At 56.6% G+C, this 21,680-nt stretch carries 30 protein-coding genes, 1 tRNA gene and 2 pseudogenes; 8 read left to right on the top strand and 25 right to left on the bottom strand.

Translation table 11 applies throughout. The annotated features are described in order from the left end of the window. Positions 1-22: 22 nt before the first annotated feature. The 13 genes from ALQ04_RS05995 to ALQ04_RS06055 form a co-directional block, all read right to left on the bottom strand. Complete coding sequence (locus ALQ04_RS05995; protein WP_095068237.1) at positions 23-313, bottom strand: putative phage tail assembly chaperone; 291 nt, start codon at positions 311-313, stop codon at positions 23-25. Further along, positions 310-837 (bottom strand): lysis system i-spanin subunit Rz, encoded by a 528-nt coding sequence (locus tag ALQ04_RS06000; RefSeq protein WP_095068236.1) that lies wholly within the window; start codon positions 835-837, stop codon positions 310-312. The genes ALQ04_RS05995 and ALQ04_RS06000 overlap by 4 nt, the downstream gene beginning before the upstream one ends. Next, positions 834-1,364: a lysozyme gene (locus ALQ04_RS06005; RefSeq protein ID WP_095068235.1), complete on the bottom strand. Its 531-nt coding sequence runs from the start codon at positions 1,362-1,364 to the stop codon at positions 834-836. The genes ALQ04_RS06000 and ALQ04_RS06005 overlap by 4 nt, the downstream gene beginning before the upstream one ends. Beyond that, positions 1,361-1,567, bottom strand: a complete 207-nt coding sequence (locus tag ALQ04_RS06010; RefSeq protein WP_095068234.1) for a hypothetical protein — start codon at positions 1,565-1,567, stop codon at positions 1,361-1,363. Before ALQ04_RS06010 ends, ALQ04_RS06005 begins: the two co-directional genes overlap by 4 nt. Then, positions 1,564-1,776 carry a TraR/DksA family transcriptional regulator gene (locus ALQ04_RS06015; protein ID WP_122314922.1) on the bottom strand — a complete coding sequence of 71 codons (213 nt, stop codon included), beginning with the start codon at positions 1,774-1,776 and terminating at the stop codon, positions 1,564-1,566. Before ALQ04_RS06015 ends, ALQ04_RS06010 begins: the two co-directional genes overlap by 4 nt. Then, on the bottom strand, positions 1,776-2,228 hold the full coding sequence (locus ALQ04_RS06020) for a phage protein (RefSeq protein WP_095068232.1): 453 nt from the start codon (positions 2,226-2,228) through the stop codon (positions 1,776-1,778). The genes ALQ04_RS06015 and ALQ04_RS06020 overlap by 1 nt, the downstream gene beginning before the upstream one ends. Positions 2,229-2,230: 2 nt before the next feature. After that, entirely contained in the window at positions 2,231-3,346 is a 1,116-nt protein-coding gene (locus ALQ04_RS06025) for a DUF2586 domain-containing protein (protein ID WP_095068231.1), read from the bottom strand. Positions 3,347-3,360: 14 nt separating this feature from the next. Then, positions 3,361-4,032, bottom strand: coding sequence for a phage virion morphogenesis protein (locus ALQ04_RS06030; RefSeq protein ID WP_095068230.1), 672 nt, complete (start codon positions 4,030-4,032; stop codon positions 3,361-3,363). Next, positions 4,025-4,471 (bottom strand): phage tail protein, encoded by a 447-nt coding sequence (locus ALQ04_RS06035; RefSeq protein WP_095068229.1) that lies wholly within the window; start codon positions 4,469-4,471, stop codon positions 4,025-4,027. Before ALQ04_RS06035 ends, ALQ04_RS06030 begins: the two co-directional genes overlap by 8 nt. After that, complete coding sequence (locus tag ALQ04_RS06040; protein ID WP_122314923.1) at positions 4,468-4,932, bottom strand: head completion/stabilization protein; 465 nt, start codon at positions 4,930-4,932, stop codon at positions 4,468-4,470. Before ALQ04_RS06040 ends, ALQ04_RS06035 begins: the two co-directional genes overlap by 4 nt. Positions 4,933-5,033: 101 nt before the next feature. After that, positions 5,034-5,759, bottom strand: a complete 726-nt coding sequence (gpM, locus tag ALQ04_RS06045; RefSeq protein ID WP_122314924.1) for a phage terminase small subunit — start codon at positions 5,757-5,759, stop codon at positions 5,034-5,036. Next, positions 5,756-6,793, bottom strand: coding sequence for a phage major capsid protein, P2 family (locus ALQ04_RS06050; protein ID WP_122314925.1), 1,038 nt, complete (start codon positions 6,791-6,793; stop codon positions 5,756-5,758). The genes gpM and ALQ04_RS06050 overlap by 4 nt, the downstream gene beginning before the upstream one ends. A 1-nt stretch (position 6,794) precedes the next feature. Then, positions 6,795-7,709, bottom strand: a complete 915-nt coding sequence (locus ALQ04_RS06055; RefSeq protein WP_122314926.1) for a GPO family capsid scaffolding protein — start codon at positions 7,707-7,709, stop codon at positions 6,795-6,797. Between the two features lie 160 nt (positions 7,710-7,869). Here ALQ04_RS06055 and ALQ04_RS06060 point away from each other — a divergent pair. From ALQ04_RS06060 to ALQ04_RS06070, 3 genes and pseudogenes are all read left to right on the top strand, one after another. After that, positions 7,870-9,672, top strand: a pseudogene (locus ALQ04_RS06060) (terminase large subunit domain-containing protein); the annotation flags it as partial. A gap of 102 nt (positions 9,673-9,774) precedes the next feature. Further along, a complete protein-coding gene (locus tag ALQ04_RS06065) occupies positions 9,775-10,740 on the top strand; it encodes a phage portal protein (RefSeq protein ID WP_122314927.1) in 966 nt (321 codons plus the stop codon). A gap of 94 nt (positions 10,741-10,834) precedes the next feature. Continuing rightward, the gene (locus ALQ04_RS06070) at positions 10,835-11,095 is read left to right on the top strand and encodes an ogr/Delta-like zinc finger family protein (RefSeq protein WP_122314928.1); all 261 of its coding nucleotides are present in this window, start codon (positions 10,835-10,837) and stop codon (positions 11,093-11,095) included. Here the strand turns inward: ALQ04_RS06070 and ALQ04_RS26865 are convergent. The 9 genes from ALQ04_RS26865 to ALQ04_RS06110 form a co-directional block, all read right to left on the bottom strand. Further along, positions 11,068-11,307, bottom strand: a complete 240-nt coding sequence (locus ALQ04_RS26865) for a hypothetical protein (RefSeq protein ID WP_183142119.1) — start codon at positions 11,305-11,307, stop codon at positions 11,068-11,070. The genes ALQ04_RS06070 and ALQ04_RS26865 overlap by 28 nt on opposite strands. 692 nt (positions 11,308-11,999) lie before the next feature. After that, the gene (locus ALQ04_RS06075; protein WP_122314929.1) at positions 12,000-12,242 is read right to left on the bottom strand and encodes a hypothetical protein; all 243 of its coding nucleotides are present in this window, start codon (positions 12,240-12,242) and stop codon (positions 12,000-12,002) included. After that, positions 12,236-12,490 carry an Arc family DNA-binding protein gene (locus tag ALQ04_RS27470; protein ID WP_122314930.1) on the bottom strand — a complete coding sequence of 85 codons (255 nt, stop codon included), beginning with the start codon at positions 12,488-12,490 and terminating at the stop codon, positions 12,236-12,238. The genes ALQ04_RS06075 and ALQ04_RS27470 overlap by 7 nt, the downstream gene beginning before the upstream one ends. Further along, positions 12,483-12,773: a hypothetical protein gene (locus ALQ04_RS06085; protein WP_122314931.1), complete on the bottom strand. Its 291-nt coding sequence runs from the start codon at positions 12,771-12,773 to the stop codon at positions 12,483-12,485. Before ALQ04_RS06085 ends, ALQ04_RS27470 begins: the two co-directional genes overlap by 8 nt. Positions 12,774-12,833: 60 nt before the next feature. Then, entirely contained in the window at positions 12,834-13,043 is a 210-nt protein-coding gene (locus ALQ04_RS06090) for a hypothetical protein (RefSeq protein ID WP_147466569.1), read from the bottom strand. A gap of 29 nt (positions 13,044-13,072) precedes the next feature. Then, positions 13,073-13,426: a hypothetical protein gene (locus ALQ04_RS06095; RefSeq protein ID WP_122314933.1), complete on the bottom strand. Its 354-nt coding sequence runs from the start codon at positions 13,424-13,426 to the stop codon at positions 13,073-13,075. A 9-nt stretch (positions 13,427-13,435) separates the two neighbouring features. Further along, positions 13,436-13,729 carry a hypothetical protein gene (locus ALQ04_RS06100; RefSeq protein WP_122314934.1) on the bottom strand — a complete coding sequence of 98 codons (294 nt, stop codon included), beginning with the start codon at positions 13,727-13,729 and terminating at the stop codon, positions 13,436-13,438. Between the two features lie 469 nt (positions 13,730-14,198). Beyond that, positions 14,199-16,853, bottom strand: coding sequence for a toprim domain-containing protein (locus tag ALQ04_RS06105; RefSeq protein ID WP_122314935.1), 2,655 nt, complete (start codon positions 16,851-16,853; stop codon positions 14,199-14,201). A 9-nt stretch (positions 16,854-16,862) separates the two neighbouring features. Next, a complete protein-coding gene (locus tag ALQ04_RS06110) occupies positions 16,863-17,099 on the bottom strand; it encodes a hypothetical protein (RefSeq protein ID WP_122314936.1) in 237 nt (78 codons plus the stop codon). Positions 17,100-17,190: 91 nt separating this feature from the next. Between ALQ04_RS06110 and ALQ04_RS06115 the strand changes: the two genes are divergently transcribed. Genes ALQ04_RS06115 through ALQ04_RS06125 form a run of 3 tightly spaced genes read left to right on the top strand, consistent with a single transcriptional unit; the run spans position 17,191 to position 18,698 of the window. Beyond that, positions 17,191-17,439, top strand: coding sequence for a DNA-binding transcriptional regulator (locus ALQ04_RS06115; protein WP_122314937.1), 249 nt, complete (start codon positions 17,191-17,193; stop codon positions 17,437-17,439). Then, complete coding sequence (locus ALQ04_RS06120; protein WP_122314938.1) at positions 17,436-18,479, top strand: tyrosine-type recombinase/integrase; 1,044 nt, start codon at positions 17,436-17,438, stop codon at positions 18,477-18,479. Before ALQ04_RS06115 ends, ALQ04_RS06120 begins: the two co-directional genes overlap by 4 nt. A gap of 15 nt (positions 18,480-18,494) precedes the next feature. Next, the gene (locus tag ALQ04_RS06125) at positions 18,495-18,698 is read left to right on the top strand and encodes a hypothetical protein (RefSeq protein WP_122314939.1); all 204 of its coding nucleotides are present in this window, start codon (positions 18,495-18,497) and stop codon (positions 18,696-18,698) included. Between the two features lie 96 nt (positions 18,699-18,794). Here ALQ04_RS06125 and ALQ04_RS06130 read toward each other — a convergent pair. Further along, positions 18,795-18,870: transfer RNA gene (locus ALQ04_RS06130), tRNA-Thr, on the bottom strand. Positions 18,871-18,984: 114 nt separating this feature from the next. On the opposite strand from ALQ04_RS06130, the gene ALQ04_RS06135 reads away from it, so the two are divergent. Together ALQ04_RS06135 and ALQ04_RS06140 are read left to right on the top strand one after the other, a co-directional pair. Beyond that, entirely contained in the window at positions 18,985-19,263 is a 279-nt protein-coding gene (locus ALQ04_RS06135) for a hypothetical protein (RefSeq protein WP_122314940.1), read from the top strand. A gap of 259 nt (positions 19,264-19,522) precedes the next feature. Then, the gene (locus ALQ04_RS06140) at positions 19,523-20,551 is read left to right on the top strand and encodes a J domain-containing protein (RefSeq protein WP_122314941.1); all 1,029 of its coding nucleotides are present in this window, start codon (positions 19,523-19,525) and stop codon (positions 20,549-20,551) included. A gap of 20 nt (positions 20,552-20,571) precedes the next feature. Here the strand turns inward: ALQ04_RS06140 and ALQ04_RS06145 are convergent, their stop codons facing one another. Together ALQ04_RS06145 and ALQ04_RS06150 are read right to left on the bottom strand one after the other, a co-directional pair. Continuing rightward, positions 20,572-21,375, bottom strand: a complete 804-nt coding sequence (locus ALQ04_RS06145) for a 2OG-Fe(II) oxygenase (protein WP_122314942.1) — start codon at positions 21,373-21,375, stop codon at positions 20,572-20,574. A 25-nt stretch (positions 21,376-21,400) separates the two neighbouring features. Beyond that, positions 21,401-21,680: pseudogene (locus ALQ04_RS06150) on the bottom strand (glycosyltransferase); the annotation flags it as partial.

Consider the following 21,680-nt stretch of genomic DNA (forward strand, 5'->3'; position numbering starts at 1 on the left):
AGCTGACCCAGCCCGTCTTCGGTCAGGCGCTCGGCGTGGTCGAGGGCTTTTTTACGATCACGTCAACGTCTGGCGAATACTCCTCGAGCAGTGCGCCGGCGATTGTCATCGTGGTGACCGGGTTTTCCAGCAGCGGCTTGAGCCGGGCTTTCTCGTCCTGTGCGACGGTGCCCATCAGCAAGTTGTGAGCCGGAGCAACCTTGTTGTTCTGGGTCGTCGAGTTGAAATACTTGGTGATGTCCAGGGGGGTCAGGCTGAACGTGAACTCTTGCGAGCCGACTACCAGGATGATGCTGCGATTTACTTCGTTCATTGCGTTACTTCCATTCGTTTGAGTGTTTTTTCGGTTGCCGATGTGCCAAAAACGACACGGCGGATGTAGTCCTGCTGGCCCAGGATCATTTCCCGGGTAAGGGCGAGTTCGTCTCGGAGGGTGAAATAATCCGGTCGAGCGTCTGCAGAGAGTTCGGCGGTGCCTGCATCAGCCAGGCTGGCGGCTCCGGAATCTGCGGCGTTGGGCACAACGCAGGTGGCTTTGACGAGCAGCCGCTTATTGAGCTGATTAACATCGAGCTGCAGAGCGCGGTTTTTAGTACGTGCATGGTTCAGGGCCTCGGTACGTTCGTTGTCGACCTGGTTACGGGCGTCAAGCATTACGGCGGTCTTGCGGGCCGCTTCGCGGGCGGCCTCCAGCTCCTCGTTGGCGGTCGATAGTTGCTCTTGAGTGCCGGTCAGCTTGAGCCGGGTGGCATCCAGCTCGTCGGCCAGGTAACAGGCCAGCCCCACCAGACCGGCCAGCAACAGAAAGACCAGGATGTGTCGAAGGCCGATTGTCATTTCAGGCAAAGCTCCATCTCTGCGATCCGGCGCTTGTGCAACCCGGGAACGAATTGTTTGGTGCCGTCGGCACGGGTCACGTAGGCCCACACCGGGCGGCCATCGGAGCCATACGCAAGAGCACGACAGCCTTCTGCGATGCGCCCTGCGTTGATAAGGGCCAAGGCGCGACTGGCGCACGTGCTCGGCACCCCGACGTTGTGGCCATGGCTGTACAACGCATCAAAGGTGGCCTGGCGGATATTCGGGTTCGTGAGGCAGTCGGCCAATGCCAACTGGCCCTTGGTGACAACACGCTTCTCGACTTCGGCGCAGAGTTCATCAGACCAGTAGTCGCCGACCGCCACGGGGTACGGGCTGGTGTGTTTGGTGATGCCGGCACACACGGTCGGCAATCCCTGGGCGAGCGGATCGGAGTAGACGACGTTCTGCCCCTTGCCTTCCCAATCGCCCAGAAAGCTCATCAACGTGCCGCTGCCCAGCACCAGCGCAAGGGCCCCGGTGACGATCCTGGTACGCAGGCTCATGGCTTCACCTTCCAGTCACGCAGCATCTGCCGGTACTTGGGGGCCAGCAGAACGATCTGCAGCACCATGTACAGGGCGGTGAGCATGTAGGCGACCGCTGACCAATCGACGGTTCCTGTCGCGCCGGTGGCGGCCACACCGATGGCGGGCGACGCCTTTGCAAGTGCGATGGCGGTGTCCTGGGCGGCCTGATTAGTGCTCATCGGCGAAGTCCTTTTTCGATAAGGGTCTGGCAAGGCACACAGCGAGTGATGCCGCCCAGCGCCTGGCGCGCCTGAGGGATCTCGCAATCGCAGTCTTCACAGTGGGTGAGGCTTGGGCCTGTGGGGCGTGGCTTGGCCAGCGCGGTGGCAATGGCCTGGTCGCGCTGTCGCTGCTCAAGGGCTTGGGCACGGTCGAACGGGCACACCATCAAGCCAGGCCCTCGATCTCGGAAGCAGCCAGGTAGGGGATGCCATCGATGTGAACAAAGTCGGGGCTGGTGACGTCGTACTGCACCTTCACCGTGGACTTTGTGCCGCCTTTTGGGTCGATGCTCAGCAGGCTGGACAGACGGATCTTGCAGCCGAAGGCCTCATACTTGATCTCGTCTTCGCCAGCCTTCGCGTAGAAAACGATGTCGAACGGTTCAATCTGTCGAAAACTGCCGGCTGATGCCGCCTGCTCTTTGAGCAGTTTGAAATTGACGATATCAAGCTCAAGTTCGCCCGCTGCCGAGACGTCACCATCCACATGGCCATTCGGTACACCACGGTTCTGGCTGACAGCGGTGTTATCGGTGATATCCAGGGTTGCGGCTTCCACATGAACCTTGCTGTCACCGAGGTTCACATCAAAACTCTTGCCGCCAATACGTGTTGCCATGATTACTCCGCTTCGTTCGTCGACAGATCCAGCGCCAGGTTGGCGGTGATGTCTTTGGGGCAGTTCAGGGGGCGCAGGGTCAGGAATGCGACCACAGCGGTCTTGCTGGTCCAGCTCAATACGATGGAAGCCTTGGTTGGCTGCTCGATCTCGCCGGGAAACACGTTCGCGCCAACCGTGGTGGACTTGGCCATCCGGCGCAGGGGGGCCATCAGCGCGGTGCGATTCACTTCCATGCTGTTCGCCGAACTGTTCAGGCGACGATCACCGATGCGCTGAATCAGCAGGACACGCACACGGCGCGCAGCCTTATCCAGGACACGCAGGTATTCGATGACCTGGACATCGGCCCCAGGGGCGGCAAGCAAATTGCCGTCGCCCCAGTACACGCCTGGATAGCCGGCGTAGGTTTGCGTCACAGAAAGGCGAGCAGCGTCGAGAACGGCACGGGTAGCCGACTGCAGAGGAATGCCGTCCTTGTCCGAAGGCGTGGCCCCCAGCCCCTCAACCGCGCCGGTTGCCACCCTCATGGGGGTATCGGCAATGCTGGTGGCCGCATTTGCCAGTCGGCCCGCCAATACGCCCAGATCGTTGCCGTGCAATTGAGGAACAACCACCACGCGATCAGCTACCAGGTCAGCGACCAGGTCGCGCTGCTCGATCTGGTATTCCGCCCAGGTCTGGGCGGGGGTAATGCCCGCCGTCGCGGCCAGGATGAACATCCGGCGACCGTAGGTGTTCTGTACGCCTATTGCCGCCGCATTCATCGCGGTCAGCTCGGCTTCATCCGTCACCGGCTTGGTAATCACCGCCGCTTCGACGTCATAGCCGTGCTGCTGTGCATAGGTCAGCGCGGTGGACCAGTCGCCGTCTGCAGTGACTGGCGCAGCCAGGCATGCCCAGCGATCACCGCCGTTTGCCCGTGCTGCAATGATTTGGGTCTTCAGATCACTGGCCGGAATGCCCAGTTGGACGTCCAGATCACTTTCAGTATTGAGGGCCAGGATCTGGCCTATGTTCTTGGCCCCAGGGCCGATGAACAGGAACAGCCGCTCGACCTCGGTACTGGTGCCTTGTCCAAGGTTGAGATTGTTGACGGAGACTCTGCCGAGTGCCATTGCGTGATGCCTCGTTAGCGGGGTGCAGTGATGATTTGGCGCAGTACCAGGTTCACCATGGCTTTGGTTTCACTGGGGTTGGCACCAAGGAATTGGCGGGCAGGAAGCTTTATTTCCCAGCTCTGTGCGCCAGTTGAAGCCTTGCGTTCGTTGTCCAGGACACGGATCAGCAGGCCAGCTTTCGGGTACTCCAGGTGCTGCTGGATCCAGGCCACACTTGGTTTTGTGGCCGTTTTCTTGCCTGGCAGACGGACCTTGTAGCCGAGCTGTCGCAAGCGCTTGGCTTGTTTTTCGGTAGCCGCGGTACCTGGCGGCACTTCGGTCAGCTTGCGCATTTGCTGAGCCGTCACACGCTCTGATGCGCCTTCGTGCTGCTGCGAGGCCACGTAGCGGGTCAGGCGGTTGCGCCAGCCCAGCTCTGCCTCGTCATCACTCAGGCGAACGACATCGAGCAGCTTGGCTAGGCCGGCTTCCATCTTCTTGCCCTTGCCAGAACCCTTGCGCGGGGCAAATGGCGAGCCGTCCAGGTTGACCTGGTTACGCACGCGCTGACGACTGAGTGAGCGCACACGTTTGCTGACGTTGTTCATCAGGCGGCGGCGCTTTTGCGGCGGCAAGGCCAGCAGCTCCAGCAGATCCTGAGCTTCAAGCATCCCGCGAATGTCGAGATTCAAGGCATCAGTCATTGCGAACGACCTCGCCCTGCTCCGCGATCCACAATTCATAGGGGATCGTCGACCAGCGTTTGCCGTACGCTTCGATCTCGCCGTCTGGATCCTCAGTCAGGAACTGCGCTTCGACGAACTGAACACTGATGGTGACGTCGGCCAGGTCCTGGGCCAGGTCGGTGACATCGATACTCAGAACAGGTGCCGGCAGATCGTCCCGGTCGTCATCATGGGCTTCCAGCCAACTGCCCAGGAGCGCCATCAGGCGCGCTGGTTGGCCGTTAAAGTCATCCATGCTCAGATGCCCGGTGTACGACATATCACCCATGTACATGCCGTTCTCTTCTGGCTTCCAGATCAACTCCTGGGAAGCATCCGTCACCCAACTGTCGAACTGCTCAGGCAGCACCAGGTTGAAGGACTTGAGGTAGTCGGTCAGGGCACGGATTTTGTTCATAGCAGTGCCACCGTGATGCGGCCACGTCCCTGAATAGCCCGAATAGCCTGCTGGCTGCGCGCCAGAAGGTTTGCAGATGATTCGGGGGCTTCCTTGCCGGTGTTCTCGGCAGTTTCGCGGCGGGTTGCCGTAGCGAACTGGGGCAGCAGCTCGGCCTTGGCCCGGTAGTAGACGGCCTGGCGATAAAGCTCTGCGATGTAGGTGCGCTCTGGCAGCACGGTGGTGTCTGCGGATTCAACGTCTGACACTCCAGCCGCCTGCCATTGCGCTTTTTTCCTGGCCAGATCGGTGTTCACCGACCCCATGGCCAGATTCAGTTCAGTGACCTGCAGATCCACCAGTTGATCGGCTCGCAAGCGATGGGTCCGCTGGAACTCGCCCAGGTCGAGATCGGGCCAAAAGCCGTCGTTCTCGGTCTTGCGCGGTGTTGCGCTGGTGGTCGGGGTTCCGGAAAAGCCCATCTGCAGGTCACTCAAATAGGGCAGGTTGCGGCTTCAGGTAAGGCCGGGGCCATAAATGGCTCGGTCTTTCCGTGGCAGCTCCCTGCGGGTGGGAAGATGGTTTAACTGGTTGCGGTCGTGGTCGCGTTGCGCTGCTTGGCCAGGGCCTTGCGGCATTGCTTGATGCGCTCGCCGTTGCCGGCCTTTGCGTACAGCTCGGTAGAGCGCTCAAAATGCTTAAGCGCGGTTTCCCATTCCTCGTCGGCCATGGCACGCATACCGATCAGCTTGTGGTACTTGCTGGGGATCTGTTCAGGCAGTGCCCACTCCCCGTCGACACGCGGCAGCAGATCGGACAGATAGGGCTCCGGACTGCGACCGGCGCTGTACTGCGCATAGGCCCACTCGATCACCGCATCGGCAACAAAGGTCGGGATGTCCCGCTTGAAGCGCTCCGGCATCTCCTGGCCCTGGTCCATGGCGAACTGGGCCAGTTCGTGCCCGGCATCGAACTGCACGGTGTCGAACAGCCAGATCATCACCGTGACCAGGACGCGATTCGGCAGCTTCAGGCCCGACTCACGGTATCGCTGGACGTAGGGCAGATATTTGGGCAGCAGCTCGCTACGTTTCAGCTCTTGCTTGGCAGACGTGACTTTCAGATCACTGAGGCGCAGAAGATCCTGGTCCAGGGCTGCTTCCAGCAACGCCAGGTTCTTGCGAGCATTGGCCGGACTCTTGAGCGCGTTGTCAGCGCTATAAGGAAGCGCTGCAGCAATAGCAGCACTCTCTACAGCGACTGCGCCCTCGGCCAGGACACGGCGCTTGTGCGCCAGGGCCAGGCTCATGCTTCCTGCTCCGGATCAGGCAGAACTTCCACGTTCTCGATCAGAGCAGCCTTTTCCAACTGCTCGATGACGTAGCCCTCGTTGCGGCTGTTGTAGTCTTCCACACGATTGCGCTTCGGATTTTCAACGGTCTGCTTACGCCAGCTGGACTCCTGAACGTAAATGGACAGGTTGTCGAACGAGGTGACCAGTACCGAATTCGGTGGGAAGTTCGGGACGCTGTACGCGGGTTTTCCGCCGTAGGTGGCGATCACCTGAGACAGCTCGATGCGCTCTTTTTCGGTCGGGGTATCGCCCTGGGCCGAATACAGCTTCGCCTTGTCTGCAGCCAGCAGATCGGAGCCGATGATTGCAACCAGGTCGCCATCTTCACGCAGGTTTTCGTCAACCAGTTGCACCGCGTCATGTACCAGGGCATCGAGGTTGGCGTAATCACCGCCTTTACCCATGGTCACCTTGCCAGAGCCAGCCTTACCTTCTTTCATGACCTGGTGCGGTACTTTTTCGCGCAGTTGCTGCAGCCAGCCCTTGTTGACGTCCTGCAGCTTTGGATTGGTTTTGCGATCAGTCTGCGCAGCAGCAGAAACACCGTGGAAGCCGACAACAATACGATCCTGTGCGATGCGTTTTTGCACGGCAGCCGAGTAGCGATCCTTGAAATCGGGGAATTTGGCCCAGGCATCAATGGTGGCGTAAGGCAGTGCCACGTCGGATTCAGTCGGAAACAGCTCGTACTGGTCGTCATCGAGCTGGGATACGTCACTCGGCTCGCGGTCGTTTTCCTTGGTGTTGGTGCGACCGGTGACCGGGCCACTGACGCCGATAAACACTTTCTCGCCCTTGATCTCGGTCACCATGATGACGTTGATCTTCTCCAGGAAGTCCGAACGAGCGGTGATCGCTTCGTTCAGCTCCTGGGCAACCGTCGCTTCCACGGAAAACATCTGAGTGGGCTCGGGTACGCCGTAGCTCACAGCGATAGCTGCCTGCAGTTCAGCGTACTTTTTCGCGCCTTTCGCGCTCAGGTTCGCCATGTCAGAGGGTCTTCTTCTGCGGGGTGCCGACCGGGCCAGCGTTGCGCTGCAGAACGCGGCTCACCGGCGCGTTTTTCAGGGCGTCGAGGTCGCCTTGCAGCTTGTTGAAGGCTTGAATCAGGGACTTGTTCACGCGGCCATTACGGCGGAACTCGGCGTCTTTTTCGGCGGCGCTGACGATATCGTCGACAGCCTGCTGGGTCGGCTCGATGAGCGACGCATCAGGCTCCGGGGCATCGGCGGCAGCGGTTTCAATAACGGCGTCCAGGCCGGCCAGAATGACCATTAGTTGGTCACGCAGAGCCTTGAGCCCTGTTGCGGTAGCTTCATCCATTTCGGGTTTGCTCTCAGTAGTGGGGGTGGTGTCTTCCGAGTCCGTCAGACCGAAGCGCTGAAACAGGCGGGTGAACATGGCTTCAAACATGCCGGCTTCACCTTTTGGCTTATCCTCGCCCAAAGCGCCCAGCTCCACGGATGCAGCGAAGTACGCGGCCTTGCTGGTGCGCTTGGAGAAATACAGCTCCTGGGTGCCCAGGCTTGCCGGTTCGTCGGTCACCGCCAGGCCGGTCAGATAGGCCTTGCCGGTATTGGCAAAATTCGGGGTGATTTCGACGGAAGTGAACAGCTTCTCGCCCTGGTCATTGAGCCAGAGCAGCTTGTCGTTCGGCTTGAGCTGGGCTTCCAGCGCGACTTGGCCAGGCTGCAGGTCCTCGGCGTCCTCGATCAGGCGCAGCGCATAGACGGTGCCGTGCGAGCCTGGCCAACGTTCGTGGTCGCACCAGATAACGGCGGTGTAGGTGACAGGGGTATACGTCTCTGCCATTTCACGCAGGTGCTGCGGCAAGATCTCCCGGCCATCGCAGGTCGGGCCGCTGGTGGCGACACGTTTCCAATAAGAGACGAGAGATCGGGGCATCGGTGCAACGCTCGGTTGTGGTGGAAGAGGTCCCACCATATGCACCCAAAATCCCCCCAACAAACGGTTTGATTCCTCGTTTCTCCTATTTTCGATTTATAGGAGAAACGAGGAATTTTTCAGGACGTTTTATGCATTTTCGGGGCATAGACTCGCCCCCATGTACTACTCAACCGAAGTAAAAGAAGCCGCCAAAAGGATGTTCCTGCGCCGTTATAAGGCGCGGGAGATTCAGGCGCAGCTCAACCTCCCGAACATCCGGATCGTCTACTACTGGATCCGGCAAGGTGGCTGGGAAGACATGCTGACCGACGAGGAGCCGCTTACCGCGTGCAGTCGGCGTATCACGCTGCTCCTGGAAAAAACGGACACGCTGACCAAGGGCGAGCTGGACGAGCTGGACCGGCTTACGGCCCTGCGCGAGCGCCTGGCCAAGCAAACAGCCAAACCGGCGATGATGCCGGCAGACGTGAGCGATAAAGGTGGGCCACCCGACGACCAGCCGAGGCGTGAGCGCGGGGAGCGACGTAAGCGGGAAGGCAATAAACCGAAGGAAAAGCCGGCAAAGAACGATGTGTCGGGCCTGACCGAGGTGGACTTTCTGGACAAGTTCATCAGCAAGATGTTCGGGTACCAAAAGGAGCTGTACGCCGCCAAGCTCAACCCCCTGACAGCGCGGATCCGCAACGTTCTCAAGTCGCGGCAGGTAGGGGCTACCTACTATTTCGCCGGCGAAGCGTTCATGGATGCGGTGTTGACCGGTGACAATCAGGTCTTTCTGTCGGCATCCAGGGCGCAGTCCGAGATTTTCCGCAGCTACATCGTCACGTTCGCCGCCGAGTGGTTTGGCCTGGAGCTGAAGGGCAATCCCATCGTACTGAGCAAGGATGGCCAACCCTGGGCCGAGCTGCGCTTTCTCAGCACCAACAGCAGCACCGCCCAAGGGCATCATGGCCATGTCTATGTCGACGAATACTTCTGGATCAAGGACTTCCAGAAACTCAGTACGGTCGCATCAGCCATGGCGGCTCACAAGAAATGGCGGCGTACCTACTTTTCAACTCCCAGCGCTGTTACCCACCAGGCGTACCCGTTCTGGACCGGCTCAGCGTTTCGCAACAGCAAGCGCAAGAGCGCCGGTGACGGGATCTGGCCAGCGCCAGAGGCTTACCAGCAAGGTGCCTTATGCCCGGACGGTCAGTGGCGCAAGACCATCACCCTTTACGATGCCATCAACGGTGGCTGCAATCTGTTCGACCTCGATCAACTGCTCCTGGAGTATGACGAAGAGGCCTTTCAGCAACTGTTCATGTGCAAGTTCATCGACAGCACCCAGTCGGTGTTCTCCCTGTCGAGCCTGGAGCGCTGTTACAGCGACCTTTCACTGTGGGACGACTACGACCCTTCACTTGAACGACCGTTTGGCAATGCACCGGTGTGGATCGGCTACGACCCAAGCCGTACCCGTGACGATGCCAGTTGTGTGGTCATTGCGCCGCCAGACCAGCCTGGGGGCAAGTTCCGGATCCTGGAGAAGTATTCCTGGAAGAACAAGTCGTTCACCTATCAAGCGGAGGAGATCCGCAAGCTGACACAGCGCTTCAATGTCCAGCACATCGGCATCGATACCACCGGCGTGGGTATTGGTGTGTACGACATGGTGAAAGACTTCTATCCCCGTGCGACATCGATCCATTACAGCCTGGAAGCCAAAACCACATTGGTGCTGAAAGCCCAGGACGTCATCAGTTCGGGACGGATCCAATGGGACGCGGGCTGGAATGACATTGCGGCCGCGTTCCTCACGGTCAAGAAGGGCACCACCAACGGTGGCCAGATCACTTACAGCGCCTCCCGCACGGACGCCACAGGCCACGCCGATATCGCCTGGGCAGTCATGCATGCGCTGCAGCACGAACCCCTGAACACCAACAAGACGCGGCGTAGCCGCTATGTCATGAGCTGACCCATGAACATCAACGAATCCAGGACTTCCAACCCTCTGCCCTCCAAGGCCCCAACGGCACCGCCTGAGCCGTCCATTCGCTCACGACAACCGACGCGGATGTTTACCTTCGGTGAGCCCGAGCAGGTTCTGACCGGCAACATCAGTGAATACCTGGGCGTGTTCCCGAGCGATGACGGCAAGATCTACAAGCCGCCGGTGTCCAGGAGCGGCCTGGCCAAGCTGTTGCGTGCAAACGCACACCACGGCGCTATCCCCAAGTTCAAACGCAACCTGCTGCTACGCGACTTCATCCCGTCAGAGGGCTGCAGCACCCACACCATGGGGTGTGCAGCCTTGGATTACATGGTGTTCGGTGAGGCCTATTTCTACGCGGTGCCGAACGCTTTCGGCCAGATCCTGGAGCTTCGTCACCTGCCGGCGATAAACATGCGTGTGGGTGTCGATGGCAGGTTCGTGATGCTCCTGCCCGACAGCAAGGAGGAGTGGTTCGAGGCCGACGAGATCATCCACATCATGGATTACGACGTGGAACAGAACATCTACGGCATTCCGGATTACCTGGGCGGCATGCAGGCGCTGTTACTCAACGAAGCCGCAACCCTGTTCCGGCGTAGGTACTACAGCAACGGTGCTCACGCCGGCTTCATTTTCTACACCAACGACCCCGATCTGACCGAGAAGGACGAAGAAGAGCTGAAAGCCCAGATCAGCGGAGCCAAGGGTGTTGGCAACTTCAGATCCATGTTCGTGAACATTCCGAACGGCAATGAAAACTCGATCAAGATCATCCCGGTCGGTGACTTCCAGGCTCGCGACGAGCTGGAGAAAGTGAAGAACATCACCCGTAACGATGTGATCGCGGCATGGCGAATGAACCCAGCTTTGGCCGGCATCATTCCTGAGAACAGCGGTGGTTTCGGTGACATCGAGAAGATTGATCGGGTGTACACCAGCAACGAGATACGTCCGATCTGCCAGCTATTTGACCAGGCTAACGAGGTACTACGCGAAGACCGGCGTTTCAGTTGGAGGGAGCCACCACAGCCTTCTGCAGCGGTTTGATACGTGGCGTTATCAACGATGTGCCACTAGAGAAGTGCCACTACGGCTGTGGCAAAATAGTGTCTATTAGGAAACGTTGGGGGGAGTAGGAGTAATGCGAGTCTATTGCAAAGAGTGTGGCAGTAAAGGTCGGATCGCTTCGCGGGATGATCTTACGAAGGAGTTCGCGAAGCTTTACTGCCAGTGTTCATCGCCAGTCTGTGGTCACACCTGGGTAACTAATCTGACCTTTTCCCACACACTCAGTCCGTCAGCCAGTACTGTAGACCGGCTTGTATTTGATCGTTTGAGAGATATGAGTCGAGCGCAGCAAGTAGAACTGTTGGATCAGCTGGGTGCGCAGCCATCTATGTAATGTTGCAATTTGTCTCGGAAATCTTTCAAGCGCTGTGAAGTAGTAATCCCCAGCGATACAAATCCGATATGCCCGGCCTCTGAAAACGAAACCCTATTTGTCGCAACATCTATAAACATTGCCTGTTGGTAGTGTATCTCTTCCAGCTCTTCGGCAAGTTCTTGGGGGAACCCGGGTAAGTCTTTTTTAACGCATCCCATTGGAAGCTCCATGTTTCGTTGCTCTCGATGGGGAACAAGTTTGATAGTGGCTTTTTGTATAGTCAACTATTTTTTTATAGCGCTGAAAAAGTGGGTGACTTAAAAATTATTTTCCTTGAGGGCTGATGACACAAGGTTTTCCGTGCTAGGACCTTAGGGGGTAGGGGGCATCATGTTTTTTAACATGCATATTTTTAAATCTTGCATATTTGCAGGTTTTGCAGGTTTAGGGATCTAGAGTTTTACCATAGCGATTCTAGTTGCATGCAGGGGGGGCGGTTTGGTAAGGGAGGGCTAGTGATTCGTAATTATGATGCTATGACGCTATGACGCAAAAGATATGGTTTGGATATCGTTTTCATATGCATTCAATATTGTTCTATTGCATGTCCGGGGATAAAACGTGAATGTGCATGTGGCGGGCAGTAAGGGCGTGTTTTATTTGTCCGGGGACGCGCTATAGATAAGCGGGATGTTGAGCTGCAATGATGGTAGCGATGGTTTTCGCTGATGGTCTTTGGTAGTTGAAGTGTTTTTTTCAGTAGGGCGGTGCTTTGGATTTGTGCGTTAAAACAATAGTGTTTTTATGGTTTGTTTGTCGAAAGGGACCGGCAGGGGCTTTCAAAAAAACGTGATCAAATAAAAAGGGCACCGAAGTGCCCCTTAATGCTTAGCGCCATGAGAAAATTTTAGCCGCTAAAATGTTACAAGTTATTCCTCAGTCCTTCTATTTTGACCACACCGTAACGCCTCTTCCCCTCAGTCGATTCAAATGCGGCTACCACATAGCCTGGCGGCAAAGGGATTTGAATCTGGCCGTTCCCCGTGTCGTGCATCAGAAGGCAGGTAGCCTCTGCCAAGAAAAAGCCGCTCGGTAGCCCCATCTGCTCGCGAGCACCACGCTCCTGGTCGTCATTCACCGCGATCATTTGTCCATCGATCAACATGCTGCGCGCTCCTTGGCGGGTTCGATTGGCGGTTGCCGACTCTCCAACTCGTCAATACGCACCAGCAACTGGGTGATGACCTTGCTCTGTTCCTCCTGGAGTTTCTGCAAGATCTCCGAGCGCTCCAGTCGAAAGATGATTTCACTGTTCATGCTGCGATGGTTCTCGGATGCTTCAGCAGCGATTCGTGGACGTAAGCCATCAGGTAGGCGAAGGACGAACTTGTCTTGCTCTCTGGAATCAGCCATGGGTTTTTACCTCGTATAGATGGGGTGAAAGTGGGTTGATTGGTTTGGCCAGCAGCTCTGCAACGATGGCGGCATCACTTGCCGTCAGGTCGCCCAGCAACTGCGCCTGGGTGGTAAGGCTTTCGACGCGAGCCTTTGAATCCTGGGATTTACTGATCTGGTAGTCGAACAGGGCAGTACCGACGAGCTGAATCGCCAGAAGGCGGCGTGCTGGTTCGCAGGCTTCCTGTGCTTGGGATGTGGTAGCCTCTGCATCACTGTTACTCAGGCGCTGTGTTTGCATGGTGTTGCTCCTCTGTAGTGGTTGGTGCCGAGGAGCTGCAACTCCTCGACACCGTTTCATTCAGGCTTCCCGCACTGGGCTGGCCGTGAATACCGGGCGCATTTCGCGCCGAACTTCAAACACTCCAAGATCACGACCTTCCACGTCACTCAGGTGAACCAGGCAGGACGGTTCCGGCACCCGATTGCGCCAGAAGTCCCCAGCAGTTATTTCTGCCAGGTCCAGCGGGCGGCACCGATCTATAAAGCCATCGGGCAGGCTCAGGCTCATGGGCTCCCCGTTTACGCTGTAGTAGATGATCATTCGTCCACGACCTCTGGTGCCCAGCGCTCCATTAGCCACTGCCAGATCGTTCCCCCGCCTTCCACTCGCTCATGAACCTCCAGCTCCGGGCAGTAGTCCATCAGCAGCACCAGCATGCAGTCCTGGAACAAGGGCATGTCCAAGCCCCGCAGATCGCTCAGGACAAAGGGAAAGTCTTCGCCGTTGTAGAGCCCGAGCAGGAAGCGCCCAACAATTCGGCTTTGCCCTGTGTCATTGAGGGCAATGGGTATTAACCGGTTAAGAGCCTGAACACCTGCCATGACAATGGCGGGCCGCTGCTGTTCGTATGCCAGGGCTTTTGCCATAGCGTTGACGATTGATTGGTTCATGGTCGCTCCTTAAGCCCGGCAAACAAGGTGAGCCACGAAGTCAGAGGGGATGCCCGAGTGAATGCCTTTTGCCTTCAACTCCATCGCAGCCCTGATCTGGAAATGAGTGCAGTCGTCAGCCAGGAATTGCTTGGCACCGGCCATGGCCTTCTCGGTGATCTGGTTGACGAAAAATGGGGTGGTGCATTGCTCGCCGACGAGAATGTGGGCCTCGACTCCCTGGGCTTTGAGTTCGGCTTGGATCGCACGTAGTCGTCTGGTTTTGCCTGTGTATCTATCGCCGGTGATGACTTGTACTTGCATGGTGTTGCTCCTTGTTTTGCTGCTTGAATCAGGTGATGTGCGAAAAAATGTCGCGTGTGCCCGTCTGTACCCCGGAACATCCGGAACAATTAAAAGCTGATGGTCGAAAAGCCACGGTTTACGGGGCTTTCAGCCGAATGGGGGCTTGGGACCCAAAGCCGGAACATACCGGAACAGCTTTTAAGCCAATTTCTCTGTAAGCCTTGATCTACAAGGGCTACAGAGGTGTTCCGGCAAATGCCGGTGGTGGAACATCTCTGGAACAGCGAATGGAAAGTTGTTCCGGTGTGTTCCAGTGTGTTCCGGCAGTAGGGGACTGAGGCTTGTTGCTTATCTATCTGTTTTTTATAGATATTTTTCTTATAGATATTTATGTTCCAGATGTTCCGCCTCATGAGGGGCCACACGCGCATTCTTCTAAAAACATGGATATGCCCCCACACACGCCCTCTGGCCCACAGCTCGATCATCACGACTTGCCCCCTTTCCGGAACAGCCAGCAGTTGAGTGAGCGTTTCTCAATCACCGATCGGAGTTTGCGTGTCTCGATGAAGGTATGTGAGCTGCTGAGTGGTAGCGCACGATGTAGTTGGGTTGCGTGGATGACCTCTTGACCAGCAAGACGGCAAGCGTTGTGGAAGTGCTCGATATTGATGGCGATAAGGTCTTTGTCGGCGCTGTGGTTGAGCGTTTCTTGAATGACATCGCGCTCACCATGCGCATCGATGATGGTCACCACTCTTTCGTTTAAATAGTGGTAGATCTGCCAGAAGCGCCCGGCTGTTGGGTTCTCAGTGCTGACACGCTGCTGACGATCAATGGCGCGCTGTTCTATGTGCTTGATGACTTGTTCCAGGGCGTCGGTGCCCCAGTCAGGAAACAGCGCTTGGGTGGCTTTTGCTGCTGCCATCATCTGTGCATGACACAACACAATTCGTTGGTGTTGGAGCACTGGATTCGCTTGCAGGCGTTGCTCGTACTCCGCAAAAGCGTCGAAGTAACGCTGGAGCCAGGCTGACTCTTGCCCGATGCAATGCCCCAGATAGCCAGCCAACTGTTCGACAGGCATAGCGTTCAGGCGCATCGCCAGAACTTTCAGGGCAGGGGTGTGATGTGCCCTGGTAGCGTGGAAATGGCTGATTCGGGTCAGAATCGCTTCAGTGCCCTCAACGCTTGCGTTCTGAGCAATGCATAACGTCGCGAGAAAGATCAGGCTGTCGGTGTCGTTGCTGGATGTCTTCACACCTACGGTGCGCAGGGTCGCGTTGTGGTCAAACAGCGTTTTCCACTTTTCCCAGTTGTATTGGCTTACTACGGTGCGGCCCTGGGCGTCGACGGTTTGGCTGTCGGACTCGATCAGTACGACCGGCAGATTGCTGACTTGAGACAGTGCGCGGGTCAGGCCAATGGCACTTGCACCGTCGCTGTTGGGCTTAATGCCTTCATAGTTGGAACGACCGAGTAAGCGCCAAAGGAAGCGCAGCAAGCTGGACTTGCCTGCACCAGCATCGCCGGTCAGCTCCAGGAACGGCCAAGATTCCTGTTTGGTGCGGATCTGCTGTGCAAACAGGGTGGCGGTCCACCACGACAATGCTGCAAGGCCGTTCAAGTGGTGTACGGCAAGGAAATCCGAAAACCAGCTCGGGTCGAAAGCGGATCCGCGGACAATCACCAGGCTATTGAGGGACGTTTTCAGGCCGGTTTTGCCAACCTCCAGGTAACCATGTTTGTTGGCCAAATACTCGCGGCCATTGTGATAGCCGAACTTCTGATAGCAATACGTCTTGCTTGCCGCGTCGTAGCCGACGAAAGGCAGTGTCCGGACAACCAGGGCATTGTCCAGCCACTTGCTGCGCAACATGGCCAACACCTTTTCGCCGCCTTCAAAGTTGCCGCCAGGCGTGCGCTCCAAAAGCGATTTGGCAAAGCTGCGAGGATCCCCGATGGAGTTCGGAGCCAGCGGCTCCTTGCAGTTCTGTGCCGTGTTGGGAAAGTTGAATTGGAAGAAAAACTGTTGGTCACCACTGAGCGCATCGCGCTGAATGTATTCAAAGTGGGGGACGCAATTGGCCACTTGCTTGAGGTCACAGTGCTTTTCAAACTTTGGCCAGTGACCGTTCACTGTGTCGCCGTCCAGGTCCTTGTTCAGCTCGTCTGTATTGATCTTGGCCGAGTACAAGCGGTTCTCAAAGTCCACCAGAAAGAAGCTGCGAGGCCGTTTCAAGTACAGCAGGAAAGCCTTTTTTGTTGCGCTGACTGCCACGAACAAACGACCCTGGTAACAGGCTTCCAGCATGAAGTCGTCGTTCAACTGGCCATCGCGGAATACGTCGTCCCAGTCTCGATCTGCGCCGGCGAGGGCGACCCAGGCTTTTTCGTTTTGGGCGTGTAACTGGCGGCGGTATTTCGGAATGACGGCGTGACCGGCGGCGTCGTCATCCAGCGCAATGATCCAGCGGACGTTCTTGCCTTTGTTCGCCTCGACGATATCCCAAGGAAAGTTGTTCGCTGAGATAGACGCTATGGCCTTGTAGCCGGATAGGAACAGTGCGATGGCATGGAAAATACCTTCCACGACGTAAATGGTATCGCCTTGCTCTATCGTCATATTCGGCGGCACCCACGCGCCGCCCTTGTAAGACATCTTCCATTTGATGCCGGCCTTGTCGCCGTCATTGGCCTTGACCATGGTCGCGTCAATGATGCGCTCCCAGTAGCCGTCGCAAAGAGGGAAGCGGACCGTATCTGCCCACTGACCATCTGCCACCTTGCGTCGGGCCTGCTCGTACCAGCCCTTCATCTTGCTGATGTCAAAGCCACGATTACGCTGCAGATAGGCGTCGGCCGTGGCGTTGGGGTTCAGTTCTGTACGTGGGAAGCGCTCGCTCAGGTTTTCAAACAGATAGCTGTAACGCTCCCGGGTTTTTTCCTCAAACCGGCATTCATTCAGCCGGTTGCACTTGAGCTGATAGGGCTGCTTACGGGCGATGTAAAGCGTTCGCTCGCCGCACCGAGGGCAAACGCCCTTTTGCAGGTACTTGTCGCCGATGTCCTTGAAGTCCAGGTCGTGATCACTCTCCAGAGCAGTCACGACTTCCAGACGGTAGATGTCCTCGAATTGCATGCCGGCTCCTTAAACGTTGCCGGCTTGCTGGATGGGTTTTTTGTTGCGAACGAGCTCTGCCTGTTCAGCCGCCTCCATTGCGAGATAGACCATGTTTACCAGGACGGCCGATTTAGATCCTGCGGCTTTTGGGCGAATGAGGAAGTGGCCTAGTTCGATCTCTTTTCTGATGGATGTGTCTGACTGCCCTGAGCGGCGCGCCAGCTCGCTGACGGTCATGTATGGCGTGTCTACAGTGATCTGCATTCTGTTAACCTCTGACGAATATACGGGAAGAAAGTTCCACACTTGGAACCATGATGGTTCCAATTATGGAACCTGTCAAGAGGTGCATTGCATGTTAGATCTGCCAGGAAAGATGAAAGCTATACGCACCAAGGAAGGGCTGACGCAGACCCAGTTCTGCGAACTGGTGGACATAAGCATTAGCAGTTGGAAGAAATACGAAGCATCGATAACTGAGATGGGGTTGCAACCTTTTCTCAAAGTCGCCAATCACCCACGTTTCAAGAAATACGCGCTTTGGTTGGTTGCTACTGATTCTGATGTTTTTGATTGTCTGCAGGTCAGCCCAGTAAAGCCATGACGATCAAAAAACTAGAGAATGGCGAATGGTTGGTGGATTGCCGACCAGAGGGGCGTGATGGCCCACGTGTACGTAAAAAATTCAGAGCCAAGAACGAGGCTTTGGTTTTTCAGAACCGAATCATGGGGGATGGAGCGAGGGGAGAGTTTGAGAGAAAACCGAAACGTGACGAGCGGCGACTAACTGCCTTGATTACTCTTTGGTTCAACTCTCATGGCCGTACCCTGAAGCGAGGGGAAGAACGGCTCCGAGCTTTAAACTCAATGGCTGAGCGGATGGGGGATCCCTACGCAGCAGACTTCACTACGACCCACTTTACTCAGTATCGAGCCGACAGGTTGGCCGGTAAGTTCACGCGAGAAACAATTGGGAGCGGCAAGAAAAAAGGTGGTGAGGCCAAAGCTGTCAGTGCGAACACGCTGAACCACGAGCTGGCCTACCTTCGGGCGGTGTTCAATGAGCTGGATCGACTTGGTGAGTGGAGTGCGGAAAACCCACTCGCTAAAGTCCGTGCCCTGAAGTTCGATGAAACGGAGATGGCCTATCTGACGGTTGAGCAAATCACTGCTCTGTTGGCTGATCTCGATAAGCGTTCGACAGCGGCAGCGGTTGTGGCACGCATTTGCTTGGCTACAGGTGCTCGATGGTCAGAGGCCGAAGCGCTTACCGCTCGCCAGGTACGTGATAACAGGGTTCACTTCACCCGCACCAAATCCTCAAAAAATCGTGTGGTTCCGATCGATGATGACTTGCAAGCCAGGATCAAGGCTGCATTGCCCTTTGGGGATTGCTACAAGAAGTTTGGTGACTCTGTTGACGCGGTAAAGCTGGATTTACCTGCTGGCCAACTGACCCACGTGCTCCGACACACCTTCGCAAGCCATTACATGATGAATGGCGGGGATATCCTGACGTTACAGCGGGTGTTGGGACATGCATCACTGGTCATGACTATGAAATACGCACATTTCAGCCCAGGCCATTTGGCTGAGGTGGTTCGTTTGAACCCACTTTTCAAGATTCACTCACTAAGCGAATGAACAAGGAAAATTTCTATGAGCAAATTTGTACATGTCGAGAGCGTGGGCGGGAAGAAAAGGTATGTGAATTCAGACCGTATTCAGTACCTGGAGGCAAAGAGTAATGATTGGGAAAGTGGTTCATGGTTGGTTCTGGTGCCCATACCAGCTGGCACTCAGACTATCGATTTGTCACCGGCAGAGACTCAATATGTTTTGAACCAGCTTTCTGAAGTCTAAGCGTTGTGGACACTTTGTGGACAGCAGTAGGTCCACAGGGAAGAGAAACGTATGCTTCAGAAACGCCAAGGCCCCGCATTGCGGGGCCTTGATGTATGGTGCCGGCACCAGGAGTCGAACCCGGGACCTACTGATTACAAGTCAGTTGCTCTACCAACTGAGCTATACCGGCGTAATGGGCGGTGAGTATATAGAGTCTGGCGCGCTTGTAAAGCCTAGCTGTCTGATTCGGTTGAAAAAATGCGCACGGCGATATGGCGTATGGCCGGAATGCAGGAAGGCTGCTGTGTGGCGTGTAGGCGGGTTCTTCGCTTTTTGGGTGATGCGGCTGGACGGTGCTGTTGAAAGCGGGGTGTTTGGGTGTTGGCTTGGGTGTGTTGACGAGCGGCTGATGGCGGTCTGGTATGCGGATTTTTTGATCTTGGCTTTTGAATCAGTCACTTGGCTGATACTGGCAATCTGGGCGAGTTTTTCGTGGGCACTCGATCTTGCCTTTTACCCCCGTTTGCGAGGAGAGGATGGCTTGCATAAGCTTATTTTCAACGGCCCGGACCACTTGCAGTAACGGAAAGGGTTGTTGGCTTTTCAGTCAAAAGGACAAGGATTGTCGTTGATATTCGAGGGATCGAGGCCTCGCCACGGTAGTGCGGTAAACCGTTGCTCGGGGTTGTCTGAAAAGTAATCTGAACTGATGTTTCAAAAATGCCCGGGTCCAAGGATCCGGGCATTTCAGTTTGTGTGTTGGTCACACGGGACTGATGTAAGAGGAACTCTTGCCGATATATAGCTTGTTAAATGGCATGTCGCCATGGATTGCAAGAGATATGCAGAGAACCCTTACCCATTATGAGCAGCTGAAGATCCCTCGCGATGCCTCTCCTGAACAGATCAAGAAGGCCTATCGCAAGCTGGCTCAGCAGCTGCATCCAGACAGGAACCCGGCTCCCGACGCATCAGACCAGATGGGCATTCTCAATGCATCTCATGATGTATTGGCTGATCCTGCAAAGCGTGCGGCCTATGACGCGCAGCTCGCTTATGAAGAACAGAGGGCTAGGGATGCCTATCTGCGGAGTCGGCAGTTGCAGACGGCCGGTGCGCGGGCTGCCAACGCCTATGCTGCAGCCGCTCCGGCAACCCGGCCTCGGCCTGCGCCATCGGCGTCTCGTGCGGCTCCGGGGGATGCAGAGCCTAAAGCCCAGGCCCGTCCGTCAGCCTGGTCGTTCGGGCGTAAGCGTCGGCGCAGTCTGCTGCGCTGGGCGCTGGTGTTCATGATCTTCTGCGGTGCCGGTGTCTGGATGGGGTATGACCCGAACGCGGGCAAGGCGTATGTGCCCACCGATGCGCTGCCGGTGGCGAATACCTGGGTCAAACCGGCGCCAGCGTCTGTTGTGGATGCGCCGGTGGGTAATCCGATCAAGCTGGTGGATCCGGCGCAGCCTGAATGTGTGGTGCCGGATGCCGACCCGATGGGCGCTGCATGGCCGCAGAAGGCGGGTTATGTGAAAGACATGCCGCTGCGCAAGGACAATGGCTGGTCACAGATCGTCATCGACAATACCGGTGGCGAGTCGGCGGTTTACGCCAAGGTCACCGATGCGGTGGGCCGCAATGCCTATCGGCATGCATTCATCCCGGCCGGCGCGATATTCGCCTTCGCCAAGATGGATGCCGGCCTGTACCAGCTCAAGTACAAGATGCTCAACACCGGTTGTGCCTTTGCCTCGAACCGGATTCTGCTCGAAGAAACGCCAATGGGCAGCCAGGTCAAATCCAGCGTCTACAAGCTGACCTTGCGCAAGCTGCAGAATCGCAACTCGCAGTTCTCCAATTTGAGAGACGATCAGTTCTGAGCCAGGCCTGCCGCCGATCTTCAGTTTTTCTTTCGGATGAGCTTGTTCAGGTAGTACCTGGGGCTGATGAGGTCCTTGGGTCTTGGCTTGTAGTGGGTCTTGTTTCTTTGCGTGGGGTCGACCTGCCCCTTTGACGCGGTGTAGTAGTAAAGCGCAATCGAGCGACGAGTGATGTGCTCGGGCGTTGTCAGCGGCTCGGGGTGTCCGTGGTTGCTGTCGGCGTCGGTGTTGAAGATCACGCAGCGGTTATAGACGGGCAGGACTTTTTTCAGGCAAGTCCGCATGTCCACGTCCCACAACTCCAGGTTGCCGCCGTATTCCTCTTTCCAGTCCGGATTGAGGTAAATGATGGCGTTGATCCGGCGATCGACATTGAGCTTCTTGTTCAGCCTGAAGTCCGAATGCACCCCGAGAAAACCGCCGGTCTTGGTTTCATGCAGGCCGCCGCCGGTAAAGTACGGGTCGGGTATCAGCCCTTCGATGCCGGTGAGTTTTTCCAGAAAGTGCAGCATGGGTGCCGAGTTGAACGCGTTGAAGATCTTCTTCAGGTGCGGATCGCATTCATTGGGGCTGATCTGCCTTTTGTGCTGGCCCTTGTAGCCACGCTCATAGAGCATTTCATTGTCGGTCGGCTCGGCGGGGAAGTGCTCGCAGATGCTGGCAATCAGGTCTTGCTGTAGAAAATCATCAAGGACGATATGCGCAAAGGGCGTTGCCTGGGTGTAGGTGTCGGTGAGCGATTGACCCAGCTCGCCAGCGGCCGCCAGGTCGAAATCAAGCTCTGGAGCCAGGGTAATGGGCAGTGTGTGGTGTGTTGCTGTCATTGCCGCTCCAATAGTCGGGAAGTCATTACATTGTCGGCGCGTTTTGCCCGTTGGCATTGTTCTTGTTGATGCGGCGCAGAATGTCGTTGTACATCTTTACCCGGCGATGTGTCGTGTCATATCCACCGGCTGCCGAGACGGTGCCTGCCTGGATGTGGTCCAGATAGCTGAAAATCTTGCGCGGCGACAGGAATTCGATGTCATAACCCAGCTCGACCATGCTGTCCTGCAGGGTATAGCCCGGTACACGTTCGTCCATCTGGAAGTGCAGGCCGTGTTGCTTCATCAGCCGGATGTTCCAGAGC

It is taken from the genome of Pseudomonas cichorii (assembly GCF_003700275.1).
GTDB classification, from domain to species: Bacteria; Pseudomonadota; Gammaproteobacteria; order Pseudomonadales; family Pseudomonadaceae; genus Aquipseudomonas; species Aquipseudomonas cichorii_B.

Bases quoted from the DNA above. Each gene is read 5' to 3' on its own strand.
- ALQ04_RS06075 (WP_122314929.1), bottom strand. From the start codon at position 12,242: ATGTTGATCGATGGACAAATGATCGCGGTGAATGACGACCAGGAGCGT.
- ALQ04_RS06140 (WP_122314941.1), top strand. From the start codon at position 19,523: ATGCAGAGAACCCTTACCCATTATGAGCAGCTGAAGATCCCTCGCGAT.
- ALQ04_RS06070 (WP_122314928.1), top strand. From the start codon at position 10,835: ATGCGAGTCTATTGCAAAGAGTGTGGCAGTAAAGGTCGGATCGCTTCG.
- ALQ04_RS06120 (WP_122314938.1), top strand. From the start codon at position 17,436: ATGACGATCAAAAAACTAGAGAATGGCGAATGGTTGGTGGATTGCCGA.
- ALQ04_RS06115 (WP_122314937.1), top strand. From the start codon at position 17,191: ATGTTAGATCTGCCAGGAAAGATGAAAGCTATACGCACCAAGGAAGGG.
- ALQ04_RS06010 (WP_095068234.1), bottom strand. From the start codon at position 1,567: ATGAGCACTAATCAGGCCGCCCAGGACACCGCCATCGCACTTGCAAAG.
- ALQ04_RS06000 (WP_095068236.1), bottom strand. From the start codon at position 837: ATGACAATCGGCCTTCGACACATCCTGGTCTTTCTGTTGCTGGCCGGT.
- ALQ04_RS06100 (WP_122314934.1), bottom strand. From the start codon at position 13,729: ATGCAAGTACAAGTCATCACCGGCGATAGATACACAGGCAAAACCAGA.
- ALQ04_RS06040 (WP_122314923.1), bottom strand. From the start codon at position 4,932: ATGGGCTTTTCCGGAACCCCGACCACCAGCGCAACACCGCGCAAGACC.
- ALQ04_RS06055 (WP_122314926.1), bottom strand. From the start codon at position 7,709: ATGCCCCGATCTCTCGTCTCTTATTGGAAACGTGTCGCCACCAGCGGC.
- ALQ04_RS06090 (WP_147466569.1), bottom strand. From the start codon at position 13,043: ATGAGCCTGAGCCTGCCCGATGGCTTTATAGATCGGTGCCGCCCGCTG.
- ALQ04_RS06015 (WP_122314922.1), bottom strand. From the start codon at position 1,776: ATGGTGTGCCCGTTCGACCGTGCCCAAGCCCTTGAGCAGCGACAGCGC.
- ALQ04_RS05995 (WP_095068237.1), bottom strand. From the start codon at position 313: ATGAACGAAGTAAATCGCAGCATCATCCTGGTAGTCGGCTCGCAAGAG.
- ALQ04_RS06050 (WP_122314925.1), bottom strand. From the start codon at position 6,793: ATGGCGAACCTGAGCGCGAAAGGCGCGAAAAAGTACGCTGAACTGCAG.
- ALQ04_RS06030 (WP_095068230.1), bottom strand. From the start codon at position 4,032: ATGACTGATGCCTTGAATCTCGACATTCGCGGGATGCTTGAAGCTCAG.
- ALQ04_RS06005 (WP_095068235.1), bottom strand. From the start codon at position 1,364: ATGAGCCTGCGTACCAGGATCGTCACCGGGGCCCTTGCGCTGGTGCTG.
- gpM (WP_122314924.1), bottom strand. From the start codon at position 5,759: ATGAGCCTGGCCCTGGCGCACAAGCGCCGTGTCCTGGCCGAGGGCGCA.
- ALQ04_RS06095 (WP_122314933.1), bottom strand. From the start codon at position 13,426: ATGAACCAATCAATCGTCAACGCTATGGCAAAAGCCCTGGCATACGAA.
- ALQ04_RS06105 (WP_122314935.1), bottom strand. From the start codon at position 16,853: ATGCAATTCGAGGACATCTACCGTCTGGAAGTCGTGACTGCTCTGGAG.
- ALQ04_RS26865 (WP_183142119.1), bottom strand. From the start codon at position 11,307: ATGGAGCTTCCAATGGGATGCGTTAAAAAAGACTTACCCGGGTTCCCC.
- ALQ04_RS06145 (WP_122314942.1), bottom strand. From the start codon at position 21,375: ATGACAGCAACACACCACACACTGCCCATTACCCTGGCTCCAGAGCTT.
- ALQ04_RS06025 (WP_095068231.1), bottom strand. From the start codon at position 3,346: ATGGCACTCGGCAGAGTCTCCGTCAACAATCTCAACCTTGGACAAGGC.
- ALQ04_RS27470 (WP_122314930.1), bottom strand. From the start codon at position 12,490: ATGGCTGATTCCAGAGAGCAAGACAAGTTCGTCCTTCGCCTACCTGAT.
- ALQ04_RS06085 (WP_122314931.1), bottom strand. From the start codon at position 12,773: ATGCAAACACAGCGCCTGAGTAACAGTGATGCAGAGGCTACCACATCC.
- ALQ04_RS06035 (WP_095068229.1), bottom strand. From the start codon at position 4,471: ATGAACAAAATCCGTGCCCTGACCGACTACCTCAAGTCCTTCAACCTG.
- ALQ04_RS06110 (WP_122314936.1), bottom strand. From the start codon at position 17,099: ATGCAGATCACTGTAGACACGCCATACATGACCGTCAGCGAGCTGGCG.
- ALQ04_RS06065 (WP_122314927.1), top strand. From the start codon at position 9,775: ATGTTTACCTTCGGTGAGCCCGAGCAGGTTCTGACCGGCAACATCAGT.
- ALQ04_RS06020 (WP_095068232.1), bottom strand. From the start codon at position 2,228: ATGGCAACACGTATTGGCGGCAAGAGTTTTGATGTGAACCTCGGTGAC.
- ALQ04_RS06125 (WP_122314939.1), top strand. From the start codon at position 18,495: ATGAGCAAATTTGTACATGTCGAGAGCGTGGGCGGGAAGAAAAGGTAT.